General features: G+C 64.3%; 23 protein-coding genes. 9 read left to right on the top strand and 14 right to left on the bottom strand.

Annotated features, from left to right (window positions below):
• Positions 1 to 284 precede the first annotated feature (284 nt).
• The 7 genes from ACFPFW_RS14010 to ACFPFW_RS13980 all read left to right on the top strand — a co-directional run bounded on the left by ACFPFW_RS14010 (position 285) and on the right by ACFPFW_RS13980 (position 6,476).
• Positions 285 to 1,055, top strand: a complete 771-nt coding sequence (locus ACFPFW_RS14010) for an amino acid ABC transporter substrate-binding protein (protein WP_114957779.1) — start codon at positions 285 to 287, stop codon at positions 1,053 to 1,055.
• Between the two features lie 75 nt (positions 1,056 to 1,130).
• Positions 1,131 to 1,811: an amino acid ABC transporter permease gene (locus ACFPFW_RS14005; protein ID WP_114957743.1), complete on the top strand. Its 681-nt coding sequence runs from the start codon at positions 1,131 to 1,133 to the stop codon at positions 1,809 to 1,811.
• Positions 1,808 to 2,578: an amino acid ABC transporter ATP-binding protein gene (locus ACFPFW_RS14000; protein ID WP_114957744.1), complete on the top strand. Its 771-nt coding sequence runs from the start codon at positions 1,808 to 1,810 to the stop codon at positions 2,576 to 2,578. Before ACFPFW_RS14005 ends, ACFPFW_RS14000 begins: the two co-directional genes overlap by 4 nt.
• A gap of 166 nt (positions 2,579 to 2,744) precedes the next feature.
• Positions 2,745 to 3,392, top strand: coding sequence for a TetR/AcrR family transcriptional regulator (locus tag ACFPFW_RS13995; protein ID WP_114957745.1), 648 nt, complete (start codon positions 2,745 to 2,747; stop codon positions 3,390 to 3,392).
• Entirely contained in the window at positions 3,389 to 4,360 is a 972-nt protein-coding gene (locus ACFPFW_RS13990; protein ID WP_114957746.1) for an HlyD family secretion protein, read from the top strand. The genes ACFPFW_RS13995 and ACFPFW_RS13990 overlap by 4 nt, the downstream gene beginning before the upstream one ends.
• Positions 4,357 to 5,319: an ABC transporter ATP-binding protein gene (locus ACFPFW_RS13985; RefSeq protein ID WP_114957747.1), complete on the top strand. Its 963-nt coding sequence runs from the start codon at positions 4,357 to 4,359 to the stop codon at positions 5,317 to 5,319. Before ACFPFW_RS13990 ends, ACFPFW_RS13985 begins: the two co-directional genes overlap by 4 nt.
• Positions 5,316 to 6,476, top strand: a complete 1,161-nt coding sequence (locus ACFPFW_RS13980; RefSeq protein ID WP_114957748.1) for an ABC transporter permease — start codon at positions 5,316 to 5,318, stop codon at positions 6,474 to 6,476. The genes ACFPFW_RS13985 and ACFPFW_RS13980 overlap by 4 nt, the downstream gene beginning before the upstream one ends.
• A 9-nt stretch (positions 6,477 to 6,485) precedes the next feature.
• Here ACFPFW_RS13980 and phnE (ACFPFW_RS13975) read toward each other — a convergent pair whose 3' ends face one another.
• From phnE (ACFPFW_RS13975) to ACFPFW_RS13915, 13 genes are all read right to left on the bottom strand, one after another.
• Positions 6,486 to 7,295, bottom strand: coding sequence for a phosphonate ABC transporter, permease protein PhnE (phnE, locus tag ACFPFW_RS13975; protein WP_114957749.1), 810 nt, complete (start codon positions 7,293 to 7,295; stop codon positions 6,486 to 6,488).
• The gene (phnE, locus tag ACFPFW_RS13970) at positions 7,292 to 8,089 is read right to left on the bottom strand and encodes a phosphonate ABC transporter, permease protein PhnE (protein WP_379771201.1); all 798 of its coding nucleotides are present in this window, start codon (positions 8,087 to 8,089) and stop codon (positions 7,292 to 7,294) included. Before phnE (ACFPFW_RS13970) ends, phnE (ACFPFW_RS13975) begins: the two co-directional genes overlap by 4 nt.
• Complete coding sequence (gene phnC / locus ACFPFW_RS13965) at positions 8,076 to 8,882, bottom strand: phosphonate ABC transporter ATP-binding protein (protein WP_114957751.1); 807 nt, start codon at positions 8,880 to 8,882, stop codon at positions 8,076 to 8,078. The genes phnE (ACFPFW_RS13970) and phnC overlap by 14 nt, the downstream gene beginning before the upstream one ends.
• A complete protein-coding gene (phnD, locus tag ACFPFW_RS13960; protein WP_114957752.1) occupies positions 8,879 to 9,904 on the bottom strand; it encodes a phosphate/phosphite/phosphonate ABC transporter substrate-binding protein in 1,026 nt (341 codons plus the stop codon). Before phnD ends, phnC begins: the two co-directional genes overlap by 4 nt.
• Before the next feature lie 249 nt (positions 9,905 to 10,153).
• On the bottom strand, positions 10,154 to 10,480 hold the full coding sequence (locus ACFPFW_RS13955; RefSeq protein WP_114957753.1) for a DUF1330 domain-containing protein: 327 nt from the start codon (positions 10,478 to 10,480) through the stop codon (positions 10,154 to 10,156).
• Positions 10,481 to 10,593: 113 nt separating this feature from the next.
• Positions 10,594 to 12,783: a xanthine dehydrogenase family protein molybdopterin-binding subunit gene (locus tag ACFPFW_RS13950; protein WP_114957754.1), complete on the bottom strand. Its 2,190-nt coding sequence runs from the start codon at positions 12,781 to 12,783 to the stop codon at positions 10,594 to 10,596.
• A gap of 11 nt (positions 12,784 to 12,794) precedes the next feature.
• Positions 12,795 to 13,259, bottom strand: coding sequence for a (2Fe-2S)-binding protein (locus tag ACFPFW_RS13945; protein ID WP_114957755.1), 465 nt, complete (start codon positions 13,257 to 13,259; stop codon positions 12,795 to 12,797).
• A gap of 299 nt (positions 13,260 to 13,558) precedes the next feature.
• On the bottom strand, positions 13,559 to 13,816 hold the full coding sequence (locus ACFPFW_RS13940) for a hypothetical protein (protein WP_114957756.1): 258 nt from the start codon (positions 13,814 to 13,816) through the stop codon (positions 13,559 to 13,561).
• Between the two features lie 17 nt (positions 13,817 to 13,833).
• On the bottom strand, positions 13,834 to 14,094 hold the full coding sequence (locus tag ACFPFW_RS13935) for a hypothetical protein (RefSeq protein ID WP_114957757.1): 261 nt from the start codon (positions 14,092 to 14,094) through the stop codon (positions 13,834 to 13,836).
• The gene (locus tag ACFPFW_RS13930) at positions 14,087 to 14,341 is read right to left on the bottom strand and encodes a hypothetical protein (RefSeq protein ID WP_114957758.1); all 255 of its coding nucleotides are present in this window, start codon (positions 14,339 to 14,341) and stop codon (positions 14,087 to 14,089) included. The genes ACFPFW_RS13935 and ACFPFW_RS13930 overlap by 8 nt, the downstream gene beginning before the upstream one ends.
• A gap of 9 nt (positions 14,342 to 14,350) precedes the next feature.
• A complete protein-coding gene (locus tag ACFPFW_RS13925) occupies positions 14,351 to 14,569 on the bottom strand; it encodes a hypothetical protein (protein WP_114957759.1) in 219 nt (72 codons plus the stop codon).
• Positions 14,570 to 14,916: 347 nt separating this feature from the next.
• On the bottom strand, positions 14,917 to 15,054 hold the full coding sequence (locus tag ACFPFW_RS13920; RefSeq protein WP_379771193.1) for a hypothetical protein: 138 nt from the start codon (positions 15,052 to 15,054) through the stop codon (positions 14,917 to 14,919).
• Between the two features lie 54 nt (positions 15,055 to 15,108).
• Complete coding sequence (locus ACFPFW_RS13915; RefSeq protein ID WP_114957760.1) at positions 15,109 to 15,942, bottom strand: transglutaminase-like domain-containing protein; 834 nt, start codon at positions 15,940 to 15,942, stop codon at positions 15,109 to 15,111.
• Positions 15,943 to 16,169: 227 nt separating this feature from the next.
• Between ACFPFW_RS13915 and pgm the strand changes: the two genes are divergently transcribed.
• Positions 16,170 to 17,828 (top strand): phosphoglucomutase (alpha-D-glucose-1,6-bisphosphate-dependent), encoded by a 1,659-nt coding sequence (gene pgm, locus ACFPFW_RS13910; protein WP_114957780.1) that lies wholly within the window; start codon positions 16,170 to 16,172, stop codon positions 17,826 to 17,828.
• 13 nt (positions 17,829 to 17,841) lie between these two features.
• Here pgm and ACFPFW_RS13905 read toward each other — a convergent pair whose 3' ends face one another.
• Positions 17,842 to 19,518, bottom strand: a complete 1,677-nt coding sequence (locus ACFPFW_RS13905; protein WP_114957761.1) for an FAD-dependent oxidoreductase — start codon at positions 19,516 to 19,518, stop codon at positions 17,842 to 17,844.
• Positions 19,519 to 19,696: 178 nt separating this feature from the next.
• On the opposite strand from ACFPFW_RS13905, the gene ACFPFW_RS13900 reads away from it, so the two are divergent.
• The gene (locus ACFPFW_RS13900; RefSeq protein WP_162799733.1) at positions 19,697 to 21,808 is read left to right on the top strand and encodes a bifunctional diguanylate cyclase/phosphodiesterase; all 2,112 of its coding nucleotides are present in this window, start codon (positions 19,697 to 19,699) and stop codon (positions 21,806 to 21,808) included.
• Positions 21,809 to 21,915: the final 107 nt, after the last annotated feature.

The raw sequence follows: 21,915 nt of genomic DNA, 5'->3' as shown, positions 1-21,915 counted from the left end.
GTGAAGGCGGGCGGTCGTCCGTATCGGGTGTCATGGCGCTGGCTATTGAGAGGTGGCGGCCCGGCCGGGCGTGACGAGGCCCGGACATAGGCACGACCATGCGATTTGGCCACCCGCAACGTGTGAAAATTGCTCAGACCCAAATATTACATAATTGAAGCGTGATATACAACTGTATTCAAGTTTGACTTGTATATTTTATCGGCAAATGCCTATTCTTGCGGCGAACCGGCTCGGTGCCGGCGTCGTTTCATAGGGATGGCAACGCCGTCCGGGAGTTCAAGATGAAGATCGTAAAGTCCATTCTCGTCGCCGGCCTGCTCGGGCTCGCCGCAGTTGCGCAGGCACAGGCTCAGGGCCTTGAGCGCATCAAGAGCGCGGGCGTGCTGAAGATCGGCACCGAGGGGACCTATTCGCCGTTCACCTACCACGACAAATCGGGCGCGCTCGTCGGCTTCGACGTCGAGATCGGCCGCGCTATCGCCGACAAGCTCGGCGTCAAAGCCGAGTTCCTGGAGGGCAAATGGGACGGCCTTATCGCCGGTCTCGACGCCAAGCGCTACGACGCGGTGATCAACCAGGTCGGCATCACCGAGGCCCGCAAGGCGAAATACGACTTCTCGGAACCTTATATCGCGTCGAAGGCGGTGCTGATCGTTCGCGAGGACAACAACGAGATCAAAACCTTCGCCGATCTGAAGGGCAAGAAATCGGCGCAGAGCCTGACCTCGAATTTCGGCAAGCTCGCGCAGGATTCGGGCGCTGAATTGGTCGGCACCGACGGCTTCGACCAGTCTATCCAGCTTCTGCTGACCGGCCGGGCCGACGCCACGATCAACGACAACCTGTCCTTCCTCGACTTCAAGAAGCAGAAGCCCGACGCCAAGGTGAAGATCGCCGCGACGCAGGCCAATGCCGACTATTCGGGCGTCATCGTCAGCAAGGGCCAGCCCGACCTCGTCGCCGCCATCAACGATGCGCTGAAGGCGATCAAGGCCGACGGCACCTACGAGACGATCTCGCAGAAATATTTCGGCGCCAACGTCTCGAACTAATAGTATCGACGGGCACCAGGGCCGGGTGCGGGGGCACCCGGCCTTTTTTATGGGTGCGGACAAGGGGATCGAGGCGTGCCGCACTGGCTTCAATTGATGCTGGAATCGCTCGGCCCGCTGCTGTGGGCCGGGGTCCAGTTCACGATTCCCCTGACATTGCTGTCGTTCGCGCTCGGGCTCACCGTTGGGCTGGCCGCGGCGCTGATCCGCCTATTCGGACCGAAACCGCTCGCGGCCATTGTCCGCTTCTACGTCTGGATCATTCGCGGCACGCCGCTTCTGGTTCAGCTCTTCCTGATCTTCTATGGCCTGCCGAGCATCGGCATCCTGCTCGACGCGTTCCCTGCCGCGTTGATCGGCTTCACGCTGAATGTCGGCGCCTATACCTCCGAGATCATCCGTGCGGTGATCTCATCGGTGCCCAAGGGCCAGTGGGAAGCGGCCTATTCGATCGGCATGACATGGCCGCAAGCGCTGCGCCGGACCGTGCTGCCGCAGGCCGCGCGGACCGCCGTGCCGCCGCTCTCAAACACGTTCATCTCGCTGGTGAAGGACACCTCGCTCGCGGCCGCGATCACCGTGCCGGAGCTGTTTCAGGCCGCCCAACGCATCGTCGCCACGACCTATGAGCCGCTGATCCTCTATGTCGAGGCGGCGCTCATCTATCTCGCGCTGAGTTCGGTGCTGTCTGTGCTTCAGGAGCGGCTGGAGATCCGGCTCAACCGCCAGGGCGGCTTCGTCGAGGCGCGGGCATGATCAACCTCACCGCCATCGAGAAGAGTTTCGGCGATCTGCCGGTGCTGAAGGGCGTTGACCTTGTCGTTCCGCGCGGCGGCGTCACCGCTCTCATAGGACCGTCCGGCGGCGGCAAGAGCACGCTGCTTCGCTGCATCAACCTGCTCGAACTGCCGACCTCCGGCACGGTCGAGGTCGGCGAATGCCGGATCGAGTTCCGGCCGGGCCGCAAGGTCAATCAGAAAGCGGTTCGCGAGCTTCGCCGCCAGACCGGAATGGTGTTCCAGAACTTCCAGCTCTTTCCGCATCAGACTGCGGTGGCGAACGTCATGGAGGGTCTGCTCACCGTCCTGAAATGGCCGAAGGACAGGGCACATGCCCGGGCGATTGAACTGCTCGACAAGGTCGGCCTCGCGCATAAGGCCGATGCCTGGCCCTCCAGCCTCTCAGGCGGCCAACAGCAGCGCGTCGCGATCGCTCGGGCTCTCGCTCCGGAACCGAAAGTGCTGCTCTGCGACGAGCCTACCTCCGCGCTTGACCCAGAACTCTCGGGAGAGGTCGTCGCCGTGCTGGCTCAGCTGGCGGAGGAGGGGACGACCATGGTGATGGCGACCCACGATCTCAGGCTCGCCCGCCAGATCGCGCATGACGTCGTCTTCCTGGAAGCCGGCAAGGTGGTAGAGGCCGGGCAGGCTTCGCAGATATTCGAGAAGCCGTCGCAGGCGAGGACGGTGCAGTTCATTTCCACGCTGACCGAGCAGGGTATGGCTGCCGGCGCGGGGATTTAGGCTCAATCCTGTCCGCATCGTAATGCTCCGGCTTGACCGGAGCATCCATTCACGAGCGTTCGATGGATCCTCCGGTCAAGCCGGAGGATGACGACCTGGTCGAGGGCTGTTCACAGCACTTAATCTCGTGTATGACTGACCGGTCAGTCATTATAAGATCAGTGCGATGCAAGTGACCAAAACCGCCCGAAAACCGGGACGGGCACTCACTCCCGAGGAGCGCCAGACGAAGACGCAACAGCTGCTCGACGCGGCGCTGGACGTCTTCCTCGAACGCGGCTTCGAGGCGGCGCGGCTCGACGAGGTCGCCAAGCGCGCGGGCGTCGCCAAGGGCACGCTCTACCTCTACTTCGCCTCGAAGGAGGCTTTGTTCGAGGACCTGATCCGCTCGCTGATTGCCTCGCCCATTCAAGAGGTTGGACAACGGATGCTCGCGCAGGACATTCCCGCCGAGATGATGCTGCGCGGCCTGTTGAACTGGGCGAAGAAAGAGGTGCTCGGCACCCGCCGCAAGGACATCGCCCGCCTGATCATCTCCGAAGCCGGCCGTTTCCCCGAGCTGGGCGCCTTCTACCACCGCGAAGTCATCAGCCGTGGCACCGCGGTCATCCGCGCCATCGTCACGCGCGGCGTCGAGCGTGGCGAGTTCACCTCCGACGCTCTGGACCGGTTCCCGCAACTGCTGATCGCGCCGGTCCTGGTCGGCATCATCTGGAACGGCCTGTTCAGCCATGTCGAGACGCTCGACACCGATGGCCTGCTCGACGTTCACGCCGATCTCATTATTCGCGGTCTGAAAGGCGGTGCGGCATGAAACGCATCGTCCCGCTCATCCTGATCCTCGCGATCGCCGCAGCCGCGGCCTGGTATCTCTGGCCGGCTCCCACCGACCCGGACCGGGTGCAGGGCTATATCGAGGGCGATCTCGTTCTCGTCGGTCCGGAAAGCGCGGGCAGGGTGGTCAGCCTCACCGTCGATTCTGGCAGCGATGTCTCTGAAAACGCGGAGCTTTTCTGCCTCGATACCCGCTCCGAGGAAGCCGCGCGCGACGAGGCGCAGGCAAAGCTCAACCAGGCCAAGGCGCAATTGGCGGATCTTCAGGCAGCGGTTCAGCGGCCCGAACAGATTGCCGTTCTGAGGGCGACCGAGAACCGCGCGAAGGCAGCGCTCGATTTGTCCCGCGCCGACGTCGAACGCCAGAGAGCCTTGTTCCAGAAGGGTTTTTCCTCCGAGGCGCGGCTCCAGCAGGCGCAGGCGCAATTCGAAAGCGATGGAGCGGCCTTGGCCGAGGCTCGCCGGCAGATCGAAGCGGCGGAAATCCCGGGCAGAAGCGAACTGATCGCGGGCGCGGAAGCCGCCGTGAAGGCAGCCGAGGCCTCGCTCGACGGCGCGGTCAAAGCGCTGGAGAAACGCCGAGTGTTCGCGCCCGTCGCGGCCGTCGTCGAGGATGTCTATTTCCGCGCGGGCGAGGTCGTGGCGGCCGGCCAGCCTGTTCTTGCCCTGCTCCCGCCCGGCAACCGTAAGGTCCGCTTCTATGTTCCGGAACCTCAGCTTTCCGGCCTAAGGCTCGGGCAGGACGTGACAATCTACTGCGACGGCTGCCAACCGATGACGGCCAGGCTGAGCTTCCTGTCGAGCGAGGCCGAGTTCACCCCGCCGGTCATCTTCAGCGAGGAGGAGAGGGCGAAGCTCGTCTTCAAGGCGGAAGCGAAGCTGACCCAGGGCGAGACCCTGCCGCTCGGGCTGCCGGTCGATGTCGTCCTGCACGGGCGCGCAAAATGACCGCCGCAGCCCTGCCAGCCGACCTCCCACAGACCGACCCGGACGTGGTCATCGACGTCGAGGGGCTGACCAAGAAGTTCGGCGAGCGCACGGTGGTGAAGGACCTGACCATGCAGGTCCGGCGCGGGCTGATCTACGGCTTCCTCGGCCCGAACGGCTCCGGCAAGACGACGACGATCCGGATGCTGACCGGCCTGCTGACGCCCGACAGCGGGCGTGGCACCTGCCTCGGCTACGACATCCTCACCCAGTCGACCGAGATCAAGCGCCATGTCGGCTACATGACGCAGAAGTTCTCGCTCTATACCGACCTGTCGATCCGCGAGAACCTCGAATTCATCGGGCGCGTTCACGGCCTCTCCGACCCGCGCGGGGCGGCGTCGGAGGCCATCGCCCGGCTCGGGCTGGAGAATCGGGCGAGCCAGCTTGCCGGCGAACTCTCGGGCGGCTGGAAGCAGCGGCTCGCGCTCGGCGCCTGCATCCTGCCGAAGCCAGATCTTCTCCTCCTCGACGAGCCGACCGCCGGCGTTGACCCCAAGGCCCGGCGCGAATTCTGGGATGAGATCCACCATCTCGCCCATGACGGCATGACCGTCCTCGTCTCGACCCATTACATGGACGAGGCCGAGCGCTGTCACGAGATCGCATATATCGCCTATGGCGAGCTCTTGACCCACGGCACGGTCGACGAGGTCGTCGCGCAATCGGGTCTCGCGACCTACACCGTCACCGGCCGCGATCTCTCCGCGCTCGCCGACCAGCTCTCGAAGACCGAAGGCGTGGACCAGGTCGCGCCGTTCGGCTCGGCGCTCCACATCTCCGGCCGCGACAAGGCCAGGCTCGACGCCGCCATCGAGGCGCTGCCGGAGACCGAGGGCGTCGAGGTCACGCCCTCCGAACCCACGCTCGAGGACGTCTTCATCGAGCTGATGAGCCAGAGCCGGGACAATTTCGCATGAGCGCGCCGGCCGAACCGCGCGCGAAACCCGGCGGCAGCTTCAGCCGCTTCCGCGCCGTCTTCATCAAGGAGGCGATCCAGCTCCGCCGCGACCGGCTGACCTTCGCGATGATGGTGATGATCCCGCTGATGCAGCTGCTCTTGTTCGGCTACGCCATCAACACCGACCCGAAGAGCCTGCCGACGGCCGTCCTCCAGCTCGACGACAGCGCGTTTGCACGCTCCTTCATCGGCGCCATGCATGCGACCGACTATTTCGCGATCGAGAAGACGGTCCACAGTGAAAAGGAACTCGACGACCTCTTCCTCTCCGGCGCGATCCAGTTCGCGGTGCAGATCCCGGTCGATTTCGGCAAGAAGATCATGCGCGGCGAGAAGCCCGCTCTGCTGGTCATTGCCGACGCCACCGACCCTTCCGCCTCGGGCAACGCCATCGCCGCGCTGCAGCAGCTTCCGCAGACCGTCTTCGCCCGCGACCTGGAGGGCGCCGCCGCGATGCGGGAGGGCCAGGCGCCGCCGTTCGAACTCCGTCTCCACCGCCGCTACAACCCGGCCGGCGAGACCCGCTTCAACATCGTGCCGGGGCTGATGGGCACGATCCTGACGCTGACCATGCTCCTCTTCACCGGCCTGTCGGTGACGCGCGAGGTCGAGCGCGGGACGATGGAGACCTTGCTGTCGCTGCCGATCCGCCCGGTCGAGATCATGCTCGGCAAGATCTCGCCCTACGTCGTCGTCGGCGCGGTGCAGATGACGATCATCCTGACGACGAGCTTCCTGCTGTTCGGCGTTCCGATTGTCGGTTCGCTCACGCTGCTCTTGGCGCTAACGACGCTCTTCATCATCGCCAATCTCGCGGTCGGCTACACCTTCTCGACCATCGCCACGAGCCAACTCCAGGCGATGCAGATGTCCTTCTTCTTCTTCCTGCCGTCCATGCTGCTCTCGGGCTTCATGTTCCCGTTCCGCGGCATGCCGGTCTGGGCGCAGTACATCGGCGAAATCCTGCCGCTGACGCATTTCCTGCGGGTGGTGCGCGGCATCATGCTGAAGGGCGCGGGGCTATGGGACCTGAGCCACGATGTACTGGCGCTGGTGGCGTTCGTTCTGGTGGCGATGGGGGTCGCGGTGGCGCGGTTTCGGCAGACTTTGGATTGAGGCGAGGCGCTACAGCGCGCGCTGCCGGATCGCCGTCACCACCAGTTCGGCTAGCACCACCACGGCGAAGATCGTCAGCAGCACCACGGCGACCTGATCCCAGTAGAGCAGGTTCAGCGCCGTATCGAGCGCGACGCCGATGCCTCCCGCGCCGACGAGGCCGAGCACGGCGGATTCGCGGATGTTGATGTCCCAGCGGAACAGCGCGATCGACCAGAAAGCCGGGCGAACCTGTGGCCAGTATCCCATCAGGATCTGGCTTCGCTTCGGCGCGCCCGCAGCGACCAGTGCCTCGATCGATCCCTGGTTCGCCTCCTCCAGCGCCTCGCCGAACAGCTTGCCGACGAAGCCGATGGAACGGAACGCGATCGCCAATGTGCCGGCGAGGGGACCGGGACCGAAGATCGCGACGAACAGCAGCGCCCAGACGAGCGAGTTCACCGAGCGCGAGGTGACGAACAGGAAATGGGCGAACCAGTTGAGCACCGGAACGGGCGTCAGGTTGCGCGCGGCGACCAGGCCGAGCGGCACTGCGAAGAACAGCGACAGGATGGTGCCGAGCGTCGCGATGTGCAGCGTCTCGATCAGCGAGGCCCAGACGGCCTCGCCGAAATAGCTCCAGTCCATCGGCCACATGCGGACGAACAGGTCGGCGATCTGCTGCGGCGAGTCGTAGAGGAATTCCGGGATGATCTCGATCGTCCGGAACGACCAGACGATCGCGATGACGGCGGCGAGATAGAGCGCGTAGCGGCCGAGCCTCTGGGCCGGCGTGAAGCGCACCCATTCGCGGTCGATGGCCGTTCCGACCGTGCTCATTGAAACGCCTTCCGGATCCAGCCCGAAAGGACTTCAGCGACCATGATCATCGCCACCGTGACGATGAGGATCGCGAGCACGTAGTCGTAGTCGAAGCGCTGGTAAGCGGTGAACAAAGTGGCGCCGATGCCGCCGCCGCCGACGATGCCGACCATGGTCGAGTTCCGCAGGTTGGAATCGAGCTGGTAGGTCGCGAAGCCGATGAAGCGTGGCAGGACCTGTGGCTGCACGGCCATGATCAGCACGTTCAGGAACGGCGCGCCGGTGGCGCGGACAGCTTCGACCTGCTTCAGCGAGATTTCCTCGATCGCCTCGGCGAACAGTTTGCCGACGAAGCCGATCGACCCGACGATCAGCGCCAGCACACCCGCGAGCGCGCCGAAGCCGACCGCCTTCACGAACAGGATCGCGATGATGATCGGGTGGAACGACCGGCAGAGTGCGATGATCGTCCGCGCAGGCCAGGTCACCCAAGGCGGCATCAGATTGCGTGCCGCCAGCAGTCCGACCGGCAGCGACAGCAGAATGCCGAAGAAGCTCGACAGGATCGCGATCTGCAGGCTCTCGACCATGCCGTCGACGAGAAGCTGGGTCCGCTCGAAATCGGGCGGGAACATCCGGGCGAGGAAGGTCCCTCCCTGGCCGAGGCCGGTGACGAACCGGTCCCACGAGAAGCCGAGATGCGAGGCGGCGTAGATCGTGTAGACGACCAGCGCCCCGAACGCGATGCGCCCGCTCCAATTGGCCTGGAAGGCTTGCCGACCAAGGGGGAGGCCAGGATCAGGGGCGCTCATCGAGCCAGTTCTCCCCGCCATAGATCGCCTTGAGGTCGGCGTCGGTCAGTCCGTCCGGCGGGCCGTCATAGACGACGTGGCCGCCTGTCATGCCGACGACGCGTTGCGCGAAGCGCTTGGCCAGTCCGACATTGTGGATGTTGACGATCACCGGGATGTCGCGCTCGCCGGCCAGCCGCGAGAGGATCTCCATGATCTCGACCGAGGTTTTCGGATCGAGCGAGGAGGTGGGCTCGTCGGCGAGGATCAGGTCGGGCTCCTGCATGATCGCCCGGGCGATACCGACGCGCTGGCGCTGGCCGCCGGAGAGTGCGTCCGCGCGGCGGAGCGCGACGCGTTCGAGCCCGACCGCGTCCAGCAGTCCGAAGGCGCGGTCGATGTCGGCCTGCGGGAATTTCCGCAGCCAGGCGCGCCATACCGGGACATAGCCGAGCCGGCCGGAGAGCAGGTTCTCCATCACCGTCAGCCGTTCCACGAGATTGTACTCCTGGAACACCATGCCGATGCGCCGCCGCGCCTCGCGGAGCTGCCGGCCGCGAAGCCGCGCGAGATCCTGGCCCATGAACTTGATTTCGCCGGACGTGGGCTCGACCAGCCGATTGATGCAGCGCAGCAGCGTGCTCTTGCCGGTGCCGGACGGGCCGATCACGGCGGTCAGGCCGTGGCCGGCAATCGTCAGGTTGATGCCGCGAAGGACCGGCTTGTTGCGCCGGTACTCCTTGACGAGATCGCGGATGACCAGAGAGCGGGCGTCCTGCCCGCTCTCCGTCACGAGGCCCGGCGCCGCGTTCACTGCGTCTTCTTCTGTTTCTCTTCGGCCTTCTTGCGCGCGGCTTCCGCCTCGCGGGCCGTTTCCTTCTCGTAGGCGGCCTTGTTGTACGGCGTGCCGGACTTCTCGCCGACCTCGCGCACCACGGCCCATTCCTTCTGATAGGTGATCGGGAAGAAGCGGTCGTCGCCGTTGAACTCCTTCTGCATCTCCGGCGGGAAGCGGAAGTCGTAGAAGCACTGCTTGATCTTTTCGGCGAGCTCCGGCTTCAGGTCGTGGGCGTAGGCGAACGAGGAGGTCGGGAAGACCTCGCTCTTGAAAATGATGCGGAAGTTCTCGCCCTTCACCGTGCCGCGGTCGACCATGCGGTTATAGACGTCGGACGCGACGGGCGCAGCGTCGTAGTCGCCGGCCTCGACGCCGAGCGTCGACTTGTCATGGCCGCCGGAGAAGATCGGCTTGTAGTCCTCGTTCGGCTTAAGGCCTTCCGCGGGAAACAGCACGACCGGCGCGAGGTGGCCGGAATTGGAGGAGGGCGAGGTGTGGGCGACCTTCTTGCCCTTCAGGTCGGAGAGCTTCTGATACGGGCTGTCGGCCTTCACCAGCATGAACAGCTGATAGCCCTGGAAACCCTTTGCGGTGCCCTTGGCGGCGAACGGAATGGCGCCCGCCATGTTGACCGCGAACCCGGTCGGGCCGGTCGAGAAGCCCGCGACGTGCAGGCGCCCGGACCGCATGGCCTCGATCTCGGCGGAGTTCGACTGGACGGGGTAGTAGACGACCTTCTTGCCGGTGCATTCGGAGAGATGCTTGGTGAACGGCGCGAAGGCGTTCTCGTAGACGGCGGGGTCCTCGACCGGGGTATAGGCGAAGACCAGCGTGCTCGGATCGCGGGTTTCCTTCGGCACGTCGGCGACGAGGTCGTTGTTGGCGTCGCAGTACATGTCGTCGAGCTGGCCGCGATTGGCGCAGTCCTGGGCAGAGGCAGTTCCGACATAGCCGAGGCCCGCGGCAAGCGCGAACATGGCTGTCCAGATTCTGAGCATTTTCTATCCTCCCTGCTTATTCTTATTTCCATAAGCCAAGCGGAAAATAGCGCTCAAGCCAAGCCTCTAAATCGCGAAAAGATGTGATTTCTCTGCGATAAGGCTCGTCATGCCTTTGTCATTGTGACGATTGGCGAGGGTGGCGGGGCAATGAAGTGGCCCGCGGGCGACCGGTGTTGCTTTGGGCTTCATGTCCCATTCCGCGGCCGCTCTTTCGGCGGCCGCGCTTTCGCGATCTCCGGCTGCTCCTCACCCTTTACCCAGATATGGGATCGTTCCGGCCAGATCGGTATCGTCGATCAACTGGAAGCGGCTTTCACTGCCGTCCCTGCGGGCCTGGGCGTGAGGGGCATATCTGGGGTCGTTGACGAAGGCCTCGGCTGCTTCGGCCGATGGAAACTCCAGAAGCGCGATAAGGGTGGTTTCCAGAGGCGTGCCTTCCAGCGTCTTCACGTTCCCGCTTCTTGCCAGATACTTGCCGCCGTGCTCATGCACCAGATCATGAACCGCCGCGGCGTATGCCGGCACCCATGCTTCGTCAGTCACCTTGACGTCAGCGATGATGTAAACGGTCATTTTGGTTTATCCGTTCCTATGTCGGACGAGGGCGGTGGCGGGCACCTTCATTGCACCACACATCGCACGATCGATGATCGCGTTCTTCCCTAGCATCGGCAGACATCCGGCGTTCATCCCGAACGGCTCTCCGACTTCAGCTTCTCCGTATCGATCGGCAGCTTCCGCAGCCTCACTCCCGTCGCCGCGTAGACCGCGTTCAACACCGCGGGCGCCAAGGCCGAAGTCCCCGGCTCACCAAGCCCGCCCGGTGCCTCGCTGCTCTTGACGATCTCGACCTCGATCTTCGGGGCCTCGTCGATGCGGAGCATCTGGTAGGTGTCGAAATTGGTCTGCTCGACCCGGCCGTCCTTGAGCGTGATCTCGCCGTAGAGAGCAGCGGTGATGCCGAAGATGATGCCGCTCTGGATCTGCGCCTCGATCGTGTCCGGATTGACGGCGACGCCGCAGTCGATGGCGGCGACGACGCGGTCGACGCGGACGGTGCCGTTGTCCGCGACCGTCACCTCGGCGACCTCCGACAAATAGCTTCCGAACGCGAACTGCACGGAGATGCCGCGACCCTTCCGGGGCCCGAGCGGGGTTCCCCATCCGGCGTTCCTGGCGGCGGTCTCCATCACTTTCAGCGCGCGCGGATTGTCCGCCAGCAGCGCGCGGCGATACTCGACCGGGTCCTTCTTGGCCGCGGCGGCGAGTTCGTCGATGAAGCTTTCGACCACATAGATGTTGTGCGTCGGGCCGACGCCGCGCCAGAACGCTGTCGGGATGCCCGGAGGCTCCACCTGGACGTAGTCGACGTGCATGTTCGGGACGGCATAGGGGATCTCGGCCGCGCCCTCGACCGCGTCGGGGTCGACGCCGTTCTTCATCCACGAGGGGGAGTAGCGGGCTATGATCGACGAACCGGCAATGCGGTGGCTCCAGGCCGTCAGTCTGCCGTTCTCGTCGAGCCCGGCGCTCATCCGGTCGAAATAGTACGGCCGGTACATGTCCTGGGTGATGTCTTCCTCGCGGCTCCAGACGACCTTGATCGGGTCCTTGGACTGCTTCGCGATGAGCGCGGCCTGAGCGATGAAATCGACCTCGAGCCGGCGGCCGAAACCGCCGCCGAGGAGGTGGTTATGGATCGTTACCTGCTCGGGCTTCAGCCCGAGCGACTTCGCCACCACCGCCTGGGCGATATCCGGCACCTGCGAGCCGACCCAGACATCGCAGCTATCCGGCTTCACCTGAACGGTGCAATTGATCGGCTCCATCGTCGCATGGGCGAGGAACGGCGCTTCGTAGATGGCCTCGACCTTGGTGGCCGCCTTGGCGAGGGCGGCTGCGACGTCGCCCTTGTCGGTGGCGACGGCCCCGGGTTTCTCGGAAGCGGTTGCCAGAGCGGCGACGACATCCGCCGTGGTGACGGATGCGTGAGGGCCGTCGTCGAAGGTGACGGCAGCGGCTTCCAGGCCCTGTTTCGCCGCCCAGTAGTGATCGGCGATGACCGCGACCGCATTGTCGAGCTTCGCGACCTGATGCACGCCCGGAACCTTCAGCGCCGCCGCTTCGTCGACCGAGGCGACCTTGCCGCCGAAGACCGGAGAAGCGGAGACCGTGGCGACCTTCATGCCGGGCAGTTTGACGTCGATGCCATAGATCGCCGTGCCATTCACCTTGCCCGCGACGTCGAGCCGTTTGACCGGCGTGCCGATCAGGCGGAACGTGGACGGATCCTTGAGCTTGACGTCGGCCGGGACGGGGAGTTTGGCGGCGGCGTCGACGAGTTCGCCATATCCGATCCGGCGTTTGCTCGCGGCGTGGACGACGAAGCCCGGCTCGGTGGTCAGGCCGGCGGCGTCAACCTTAAGATTGGTCGCGGCAGCCGTGATCAGCATCTGCCGCGCCGTGGCACCGGCCTGGCGCAGCGGCATGTAGAACGCCCGGATGGACGTCGAACCGCCCGTCATCTGCACGCCGCCGATCAGGGCGTTGCCGTAGAGCTTCGCGTTCGCCGGAGAGTGTTCCACCACGACATTGGTCAGGTCGACATCGAGTTCCTCGGCAACCAGCATCGGCAGCGAGGTAAAGGTGCCCTGGCCCATCTCGATCATCGGGGAGATGAACGTCACCTTGCCCGTCTGGTCGATGCGGATGAACGCATTCGGAGCGAACGGCTCGCTACCCGTCGCGGCGTCTGCCGGCAGGATTGCGGAGGGCAGGGTGAAGCCGATCATCAAGCCGCCGCCGACTGCGGCGCTCGAGCGGAGGAAGGTGCGGCGGGAAACAGTCCGGTCCATCACGTCGTCGAGAAGAGTCATGGCTGTTGTCCTCACTGCGCACTGACGGAGTTGGCGGCCTGCTTGATCGCTTCGCGGATGCGCACATAGGTGCCACATCGGCAGATGTTGCCAGACATCGCCGCGTCGATGTCGGCATCTGTCGGTTTCGGATTGCCCGCGAGAAGCGCGCTCGCCGACATGATCTGCCCTGATTGGCAGTAGCCGCACTGGACGACTTCGACGCCAAGCCACGCGGTCTGGATCGCCTTGCCGGCCGGCGTTTCGCCGATCGCCTCGATCGTCGTGACCGACCGGCCCGCAGCGTCACTGACTGGTGTGATGCAGGAGCGGGTCGGCTCGCCGTCGATGTGCACGGTACAGGCTCCGCACTGGGCGATGCCGCAACCGAACTTCGTTCCCGTCATGCCGAGAATGTCCCGGATCACCCACAAAAGCGGCATGTCGTCCGGAGCATCGACCGAATGGGGTCGGCCGTTCACATTAAGATTGAGCATGGAAGAAACCCCCTCGGCCTGTGCTGACAATTATGGTTTGGAAAACTGCGTGGTTCGGCGGACCGGACGGACCCCGGGGCGAGGTCCGGACGACAATTCCGCGAAGAGCGTGGCGCTCGCCACCGATGTGGCGACAGCGAGGCTTCTCTACAAGTATCAGCAGGTATGCCACCTCCTGACCGGCTCACGGAATCACTCAGTTTTCAGGACTCGGGACGGAACGAACGCTCGCTCGTCGAGCGTCAGTTTGGAACGAATCTACGTCCCAAAGTATGGCCGGAATGAGGAGGCGGGACCTGCTAGTGGGTATCGGCATCCAGCGCGCGAGCAAGGTCGGCCGCACTTACCAGATGCACTTCCTCGCGGCCTGCCGGCCCGGTGAGCGCCGGAGTGTGGAGCATGGTCGCGACGCGGTGATAGGCGATGTGGGTCAGGCCGGGGAGTTCCTCGTCGTCGGTGACGAGCCGGTAAGTGCCGGCCGGCTGCGGGCCCGTCAGGGTAGACAGCTCGAAGGGGTGCTGGAAGGTGATTGTTGTCTCGGTGGTGCGGAGTGGCATGGCAAAGCCTCGCTCGTTTATGGCCGGCCCAGCGGCATTGCCGGCTCCGTGCCCAACAGCAGCCCGGTCATTTGCACCCATTTGACGAAGGCCTTCAGCACCTTGGCCTTATCCTGCGTCGTTCGCGCTTTCTTCAGGGCGAGGGCGATGCCGCCCAGAACCGCGCCGTTCGACGGGTTGAGATAGGCTTCCACGTCGCCGATCGTGCGCAGCCGAATTTCGGCATGGCCGTCCATCACGACGAGGATCCGGCTTAGCCGGTCGGTCAATTCAGCCATGCCGGGGGTCCGGCTCGCGGCCCCCTTCGTTCAGCCAGGCGTCCTCTTGCGCGGACGTGGCCGAAGACCGGTCGCGTTGGTCGTCCTCGATGTCTCTCTCCTGATTGGCAAGCGTGCCGTAGAAGCGGGAGAAGCCGAGCAGGCCGCCGACGAAGGGAGCGGTGCTTTGTCTTGCAGCCTTCAGAAATGTATCTGACTTGAGCTGCAGGCGCATCGAGTAGAACGGCGGCGCAACTGTTTCAGTCATGGCTCGCTCCTAGACGAAAACCTGGTTGCCGGCATGGCTGTGCGAAATCTCTTTTTCCGTCACCACTCGCTCGGTGACCTCAGTCGGACTCTTCATCCGGTACTGCAGCGTGCCATCGGCACCTTCGGGAAGCTGTCGCGTGATCTCGTACGGGCCGCGTTGAACATTGAGAGGAACGCGGATCCACTCGACCTGATCGCCCAGCTGGAATTCATGATCGTGTTGCATAAATTGAAAGTGGTGATTGCTACGTCGAATACAAGGAGCGAGCGGCTGATGATAAATAAAAATAACGACCTAGTAGTTGATAGAAAATAAGACTACCATCGGAGATACGAAAAATACATCGCCAATCCAAATAGATCGGAAGCGACCATGCCGGTCGAAATCTATCCATGGCATGATTGGTTCGCCTGGCGGCCAGTATTCGTCAATGGCGGCATAGCCTGGTTGAGCACCATCAGGCGCAGGCGGCGCTCAATGGATCAATGGGAATACGCCGGGGGTCAGACTGACTGACTCCTCGCGCAAACACCCGGGAAATCCGGTGTCGGGCGACGCGTCGCCCGAGTGGCCTATTTCTTTTTTTCCGTCGACCGTGCCACCGTATCTCCGACGATCGAATTCTTGGTCGACGGGGCGGCGGCGATCACCTTAGGGGTGACCTTCTTCGGTTTCTTGGCTTCGCGGTTGCCGCGTTGTTCCTTGGACATGTCGTTTCCTCCGAGGGTGTCAGCAGACGCCCGTTTTATGGCTGGAACAAGGGGTCAGTGGATTGGGTGAGCGAAGGGCAGGTCGGGCGCTTCCTCGGTCACGACCTTGAACTCGATCAACTGGTTTGGGCCGAAGGTCAGGGTCAGCGGCACATCGGCGGCGTCGCGGCCATAGGCGATCAGGATGCGGCCGATGCGGGGATCGTTGTTTCTCGGGTCGAACATGTGCCAGCGGCCGCCGAGAAAGACCTCGATCCAGGCGGCGAAGTCCCCGGGTGCATGCGGCAGGGGCAGGCCGATATCGCTGACATAGCCGGTGCAGTAGCGGGCTGGGATGTTGAGGCAGCGGCAGAAGGTCAGCGCCAGATGAGCGAAGTCGCGGCAGACGCCAATCTTCTCCTCATACGCGTCCATCGCCGAACGGGTCGGCCGAGAATGCGCGTAGCCGAAAGTGATGTGGTTGTGCACGAACTCGCAGATCGCCTGAACGCGCGACAGGCCGGGCGGCAGCGCACCGAACAGGTCCCAGGCAATGTCAGACAGCCGGTCGGTCTCGCAATAGCGGCTGCCGAGCAGGAAGAGCAGCGTCTCGGCCGGGAGGAGAGCGGGTGAAACCTCGTCGGCGGCCTTGGCCACCGCATCCCACTGGCCATCGTCGCGGACGACCGTGTCTGTCTTCAGCGTGAAACGTCCGACGGGCGCGGTGAAGCGGCTGCACCAATTGCCGAAGCTGTCGCGATATCCCTGGATCGGCACGGCGGGCGAGGTGGTGAGGTAATCGGGCCGTTCAAGATCGGAGACGCGCGAGGAATGCACGTTGAGCATCGCGATCATCGGCGTGATCTGCTCGAATTCGTAGGTCATCTCGCAGCCAACCAGAATCCGCATGCTCTCTCCTCAGTCGATGGAATCTTCCGAGGGACCGCGAAGGTCGGCCCGCGTGGTCCGCGGCGGCAAATATCGATGACAGACAACTTGGAGCACATCGGCGGCGGAGAAGATACAGGCGCGCCTAAACCAATCGACACATCATCTTTTCCCGAAACGATGTGCGAACGTCGTCGAACGGCATTATCGTCCGCCGCATCTTTGGTTTCGGCAGGAGCTTCGAACGCATGAACGCATCAGTGAACCCCAATGCCGGGCGCCTGACCGACCTTCGCGATCTCGCCGACATTCCGAGCCTCGTCGTCGCCTATTACGCGGAGCGGCCCGATCCCGGTGTCGTCGAGCAGCGCGTGTCGTTCGGCACGTCGGGGCACAGGGGCTCGTCGCTGACGCGGAGCTTCAACGAACGCCACATCCTCGCCGTCACGCAGGCGATTTGCGAATACAGGAAGAAGGAGGGCATCGACGGGCCGCTGTTCATCGGCCTCGACACCCACGCATTGTCGCGCCCGGCATTCGTGACGGCGCTCGAAGTGCTGGCGGCGCATGACGTCACCGTGATGGTTGCGGCCAACAACGATTTCACCCCGACGCCGGTGATCTCGCGGGCGATTCTTGCCTACAATCGCAGGCGCCAGAGCGGGCTCTCCGACGGCATTGTCATCACGCCCTCGCACAATCCTCCCGGCGACGGCGGCTTCAAATACAATCCGCCGCATGGCGGGCCGGCGGGCTCGGCGGTGACTGGCTGGATCGAGGGCAGGGCGAACGAGCTTCTCGGCGGCGCGGAGATCGCCCGCGTCAGCTACGAGCAGGCCCTGCGCGCGCCGACCACGGTTCAGCACGATTACGTCACCGCCTATGTCGACGATCTCGCCTCCGTCATCGACCTGGAGGCTATTCGCGCGTCCGGTCTGCATCTCGCGGTGGATGCGCTGGGCGGCGCCGGCATCCATTATTGGCATCGCATCGCCGAACGCTACGGGCTCGACCTCACCGTTCTGAACGACGTCTACGACCCGACCTTCCGCTTCATCACGCGCGACTGGGACGGCAAGATCCGCATGGACCCGTCCTCACCGGATGCGATGCGGAGCCTGATCGGGCTGAAGGACGATTTCGACCTCGCCTTCGCCTGCGACACCGACCACGACCGCCACGGCATCGTGACGAAGAGCGCGGGCCTGATGCAGCCGAACCATTATCTTGCGGCGGCGATCGACTACCTCATCACGCACCGCCCGGACTGGAAGCCGGATATCGCGATCGGGAAGACGGTCGTCAGCAGCAGCATCATCGACCGCGTGGTGACGCGGAGGAACCACCGGGTCCACGAGACGCCGGTTGGCTTCAAATGGTTCGTCGACGGCCTGACTGACGGCTGGATCGGCTTCTGCGGCGAGGAGAGCGCCGGCGCGACCTTCGTCGAGACGAGCGGCCAGGTTTGGACGACCGACAAGGACGGCATCACCGCGGGCCTGCTGTCGGCCGAGATGACCGCCCGCACCGGTCGCGACCCGGCGGAACTGTACAAGGGCCTAACCGAGGAGGTCGGGACCTCGTATTATCGCCGCAGCGACGCGCCGGCCAACAAGGAGCAGCGGACGGCCCTCGGCCGCCTGACCCCCGACACGTTCAAAGTGACGGAACTCGCGGGCGAGGCGGTGCAGCACGTGCTGACCCACGCGCCCGGCGATGGCAGCGCGATCGGCGGAATCAAGGTCGTGGCCGCGAACGGCTGGTTCGCCGTGCGTCCGTCCGGCACCGAGGATGTCTACAAGATCTATGCCGAGAGCTTCATCGGCGACGACCATCTGCGCCGGATCGAGGATCAGTCGCGCCAGCTGGTCGGCGAAGCGCTGTCGGTCGCGTCCGCAGCCGCCTAGAACGTCGTTCTGGTCAGGCCGCTCGCTGCCTCTCCCGGCGGGCGAGATAGCCGTGGATCTGGGCGACGACGGCCGCGCCGTCGCCAACCGCCGCAGCGACACGCTTGGTCGATGACGCGCGCACATCGCCGATCGCGAAGACACCCGATCTGTTCGTTTCCAGCGACGTGCCGTTTGAATCGTTGCGATCCGCTCCGGTGAGAACGAAGCCCTTGTTGTCGACGTCGACGCAGCCGTTCAGCCAGCCGGTGTTGGGATCGGCGCCGACGAACAGGAACAGGTGCTTGATGTTCCGGGTAAGCGTCGTGCCGGTCGCGGCCTTGCGCAGGACGATCTCCTGCAGGCCCCGGGTCTCATCGCCGCCGAGTTCGGTGACCTCGGTATTGGTGTGAATCTCGACGTTCGGCAAAGCAGCGATGCGCTCGATCAGGTATTGCGACATCGATGATTCCAGGCCGTTTGCCCGGATGACCAGATGCAGGTGCTTCACCTTCGGCGCGAGATAGACCACGGCCTGTCCGGCCGAATTACCTCCACCGACGAGCGCGACCTCCTCGCCCTTGCAGAGCTGTGCCTCGACTGGCGACGCCCAGTACGAGATTCCGCGACCCTCGAATGTCGCAAGATTGGCGATGTCGGGCCGGCGGTAGCTTGCGCCCGAGGCGATGACGACTGTCCTCGACGAGATCGTCTTGCCATCGGATAGGAGGAGATCGAGCGTCGCGTGCACGTCGTCCTCCGTGCCGGGGCAGGTCAGCTTGGTGACCTCCAGTGGGATGGCCAGCTCGGCGCCGAATTTCTGCGCCTGCGTGAATGCTCGGCCGGCGAGCGCCTGGCCTGAAATGCCGGTCGGGAAACCGAGATAGTTCTCGATCCGGGCCGACGCGCCCGCCTGTCCGCCGATCGCGCGGGTGTCGAGAACGAGGACCTTCAGACCCTCCGATGCGGCATAGACGGCGGTGGCGAGGCCGGCCGGGCCCGCGCCGACGATCGCCACGTCGTAGGTGACCGACGGATCGAGCTCCGGCGTCATGCCGAGGCAAACGCCGGCCTCGGCATTCGTCGGATGCTTGAGGACTGTGCCGTTCGGGCAGATGAGGATCGGGAGATCCTCTTCCGCAATGCCGAGGCGTTCGATGAGAGCGCGGGCTTCCGCGTCATGGCAGTCGAGGACAGTGTTCGGATGGCCGTTCCGCGTCAGGAACCCTTGCAGCCGGACGAGGTCGCGGTCGTTTGCCCGCCCGAGCAAAGTGGAGCCGGCATTGCCGCCCTCGATCAGGGCGACCCGGCGCAGAATGTAGGCACGCATGACGATCTCGCCGATTTCGGCCGAGCCGATGACGAGAGCGCGCAGATGAGGGGCGTCCAGGGGAACGGCGACGCAGCCCTCCGCGCCGGCCTTGCCCGCCGCCAGGGAGGCGCGTCCGGCAAGCTGGCTGATCTCTCCCGAGAACTGACCGGCCATGTGCGAAACGATCGGCTGTTCGTGGCCGAGGCCATCGCGCCGGACGACATCGATCGATCCGCGCAGGATCAGCCAGGCTGGGGAATTGCGCTGGCCAACCTCGAATACCGTTTCGCCGGGCTGAAACTCGCGCTCGCCGCCACTGGCGAACCGCTTCATCACCTCGACCTGTACGGGATCGAGCTTCGGGAATCTCTGGTGGAAACGTGTGTCTATCGCCGACATGGGGATCTATCCGGGGAACGAGCGGAGTCTTCAGCATGCGATGGTCATGCGCAAGCGCACCGAGCAAAGGCAGCCATCGACTTGGTCTGTTGGGATAGCCGGTCACGCATTCGTAAACGCTCTTGTTAAGGTCAGGCAAAGATTGTTGGTGGATGGTTCCCTTATTGGAGGGGGCCTCATGCGTTTGACGAGGCAGATCACGGCCTGTCTGCTGATCGGTTGCGCCATCACCTTTTTAACGGTCGGGGCGATGACTGTCTGGATGGCCAGGCAGTATGACGCCCAGGCGGCAGCCGCGGCGCAGATCATGATGGCGGGCAATTCGGAATCGGCACATTACCGCCTGAAGAACACGACCGACGATTATTCCTGGTGGGACGATGCCTACCTGGCCTATGCCCGCGGCGACCGGGACTGGCTGAACACCAATGTCGGCACCGGGATATCCGAGACCGCCGTCGGCGACGTCATGGTCATCGCCTCGCCCGACGGCAAGATCGTCTACGGCTGGACCTCGCAGGAAAACGAGACGCTCGAGCAGACGATCACCGCGACCACGATCCGCCTGGCCAGGCAGGTGCTCGCGGATGTGCCGCTCGGCCCGACCTCGGCGAAAACCATGCTCGCCCGTGGACCTGCGGGTGTTCTGATGATCGGCGCGGGCCGCCTGACGCCGAAGAATCATGCCGGCGTCGACGTGTCCCGCCTGCCCATCCTGATCATCGGCCGCTACCAGACTCCGGAGCGGATCAGCCGCGTCGGCAGGAGCTTCCTGCTCGACGACCTCGCGGTGAGCGACACACCCGTTCCGGGCAAGGATTTCCGTCCGCTGCTCGATCCCGCCAAGCAGAGGGTGGGCTATCTGGTATGGACGCCGCCGCGGCCGGGAGCGGCGCTGCTCCAGGAACTGCTGGTGCCGCTCGGCATCGCTCTGACGGTGTTTGCGGTGGTGATGCTGTTCGTCGCCACGCGCGCCCGCGGCTTTGCCGACGAACTCGCTATGGCGGCGCGGCTGGATCACCTGACTGGGCTAGATAATCGCAAGGGGCTCTCGGATTTCCTTGCCTCGAAGGCATGTCAGGACGAGATCGGGAAAGGCGGCGTCGCGGTCATCTATGTCGACGTCAACGGGTTCAAGACCGTCAACGATTCCGTCGGCCACAAGGGTGGCGACGTCCTCGTGCGCGAGGTCGCGGCGCGGCTGATCGCGGCGACGCCTGGCAGGGCGCGGGTCGCCCGCGTCGGTGGCGACGAGTTCGTCGTGGTGCTTGTCGGCGACGACGCCGAAAATGTGGTCGAGATCGCGAATTGCATACCGGTCGCGATGGAGAAGCCGTTCGTCGTCGCGGAGATCGAATTCAACGTCTCCTGCGCCGTCGGCTATGCGCGCGGCACGGATGCGGAAGGCGGCGCTGACGCGTTGCTGCAGCGTGCCGATCTGGCGATGTACCAGGCCAAGCAGGAGCAGCGGCTGTCGCCTGTCGCCTATACGCCGTCGATGGAGACCGACGCGCTGGCGCGCAAGCAGTTCGAGGCCAAGCTCCGGAATGCCATCGAGGCCGGCGAGCTGCACATCGTCTATCAGCCGATCGCCTCGACAATCGATATGAGGGTGTGTGGGCTGGAGGCACTGGTGCGCTGGCATTCGCCGGAGCTCGGCGATGTCCCGCCGCAGAAACTGATCGCGGTTGCCGAGGAATCGGGACTGATCCGCTCGGTCGGCGATTTCGTGCTGAACCGCGTCTGCGAGGACTCCTGGCGCTGGCCCAACCTGAAACTGTCGGTGAACGTGTCGCCGGCGCAGCTGCGCGACGTCGCCTTCGTGTCGCGCTTCAGGACCATGCTCCGAAAGCATGGCGTTACGCCGGGCCAGATCGAGATCGAGCTGACCGAAACGGTGCTGCTGAAGGATCCCGCGCCCGCCGCCAGGAAGCTTGAACAGCTTCGGAACCTTGGGATCACGGTGGCGCTCGACGATTTCGGCACTGGCTTCTCGTCGATCAGCTCGCTCCGCGCATTTCCGCTCGACCGCCTCAAGATCGACCGCTCCTTCGTGCAGGATCTCGGCACCGATCCGGACGCGGCGACGCTGATCCAGTCCTTCGTTGCGGTGGCCCGCGCCAAGCGCCTGTCCGTGGTCTGCGAAGGTGTCGAGACCGAAACGCAGGCGGAGATGATCAGGCTCCTCGATTGCGATTTCATCCAGGGCTATCTCCTGGCGCGGCCAATGCGGGTCGAGCAGATGGCCGAGTTCCTCGCAGGCGAAGAGCTCCGCACGGAGGCCGTATAGCCAGCTCGGAAGGCTGCAGAACATCGGGCGCTGTGTTTCTCCGGGACGGATTACGTCGTCGGCGATCAGCTGCAAATGCGAATGACTTGCAATATCAACTCAAACGT

Source organism: Flaviflagellibacter deserti, assembly GCF_042652085.1.
In the GTDB taxonomy this organism is placed as follows: Bacteria; Pseudomonadota; Alphaproteobacteria; order Rhizobiales; family Methylopilaceae; genus Flaviflagellibacter; species Flaviflagellibacter deserti.
Note: the sequence above shows the minus strand (reverse complement) of the source record. Positions and strands in the feature narration are given on the sequence as shown.

Excerpts from the sequence above, each read along its gene's own strand:
- ACFPFW_RS14010 (WP_114957779.1), top strand. The coding sequence starts at position 285 with ATGAAGATCGTAAAGTCCATTCTCGTCGCCGGCCTGCTCGGGCTCGCC.
- ACFPFW_RS14000 (WP_114957744.1), top strand. The coding sequence starts at position 1,808 with ATGATCAACCTCACCGCCATCGAGAAGAGTTTCGGCGATCTGCCGGTG.
- ACFPFW_RS13995 (WP_114957745.1), top strand. The coding sequence starts at position 2,745 with ATGCAAGTGACCAAAACCGCCCGAAAACCGGGACGGGCACTCACTCCC.
- ACFPFW_RS13990 (WP_114957746.1), top strand. The coding sequence starts at position 3,389 with ATGAAACGCATCGTCCCGCTCATCCTGATCCTCGCGATCGCCGCAGCC.
- ACFPFW_RS13985 (WP_114957747.1), top strand. The coding sequence starts at position 4,357 with ATGACCGCCGCAGCCCTGCCAGCCGACCTCCCACAGACCGACCCGGAC.
- ACFPFW_RS13980 (WP_114957748.1), top strand. The coding sequence starts at position 5,316 with ATGAGCGCGCCGGCCGAACCGCGCGCGAAACCCGGCGGCAGCTTCAGC.
- phnE (WP_114957749.1), bottom strand. The coding sequence starts at position 7,295 with ATGAGCACGGTCGGAACGGCCATCGACCGCGAATGGGTGCGCTTCACG.
- phnE (WP_379771201.1), bottom strand. The coding sequence starts at position 8,089 with ATGAGCGCCCCTGATCCTGGCCTCCCCCTTGGTCGGCAAGCCTTCCAG.
- phnD (WP_114957752.1), bottom strand. The coding sequence starts at position 9,904 with ATGCTCAGAATCTGGACAGCCATGTTCGCGCTTGCCGCGGGCCTCGGC.
- ACFPFW_RS13955 (WP_114957753.1), bottom strand. The coding sequence starts at position 10,480 with ATGACCGTTTACATCATCGCTGACGTCAAGGTGACTGACGAAGCATGG.
- ACFPFW_RS13950 (WP_114957754.1), bottom strand. The coding sequence starts at position 12,783 with ATGACTCTTCTCGACGACGTGATGGACCGGACTGTTTCCCGCCGCACC.
- ACFPFW_RS13945 (WP_114957755.1), bottom strand. The coding sequence starts at position 13,259 with ATGCTCAATCTTAATGTGAACGGCCGACCCCATTCGGTCGATGCTCCG.
- ACFPFW_RS13940 (WP_114957756.1), bottom strand. The coding sequence starts at position 13,816 with ATGCCACTCCGCACCACCGAGACAACAATCACCTTCCAGCACCCCTTC.
- ACFPFW_RS13935 (WP_114957757.1), bottom strand. The coding sequence starts at position 14,094 with ATGGCTGAATTGACCGACCGGCTAAGCCGGATCCTCGTCGTGATGGAC.
- ACFPFW_RS13930 (WP_114957758.1), bottom strand. The coding sequence starts at position 14,341 with ATGACTGAAACAGTTGCGCCGCCGTTCTACTCGATGCGCCTGCAGCTC.
- ACFPFW_RS13925 (WP_114957759.1), bottom strand. The coding sequence starts at position 14,569 with ATGCAACACGATCATGAATTCCAGCTGGGCGATCAGGTCGAGTGGATC.
- ACFPFW_RS13920 (WP_379771193.1), bottom strand. The coding sequence starts at position 15,054 with ATGTCCAAGGAACAACGCGGCAACCGCGAAGCCAAGAAACCGAAGAAG.
- ACFPFW_RS13915 (WP_114957760.1), bottom strand. The coding sequence starts at position 15,942 with ATGCGGATTCTGGTTGGCTGCGAGATGACCTACGAATTCGAGCAGATC.
- pgm (WP_114957780.1), top strand. The coding sequence starts at position 16,170 with ATGAACGCATCAGTGAACCCCAATGCCGGGCGCCTGACCGACCTTCGC.
- ACFPFW_RS13905 (WP_114957761.1), bottom strand. The coding sequence starts at position 19,518 with ATGTCGGCGATAGACACACGTTTCCACCAGAGATTCCCGAAGCTCGAT.
- ACFPFW_RS13900 (WP_162799733.1), top strand. The coding sequence starts at position 19,697 with ATGCGTTTGACGAGGCAGATCACGGCCTGTCTGCTGATCGGTTGCGCC.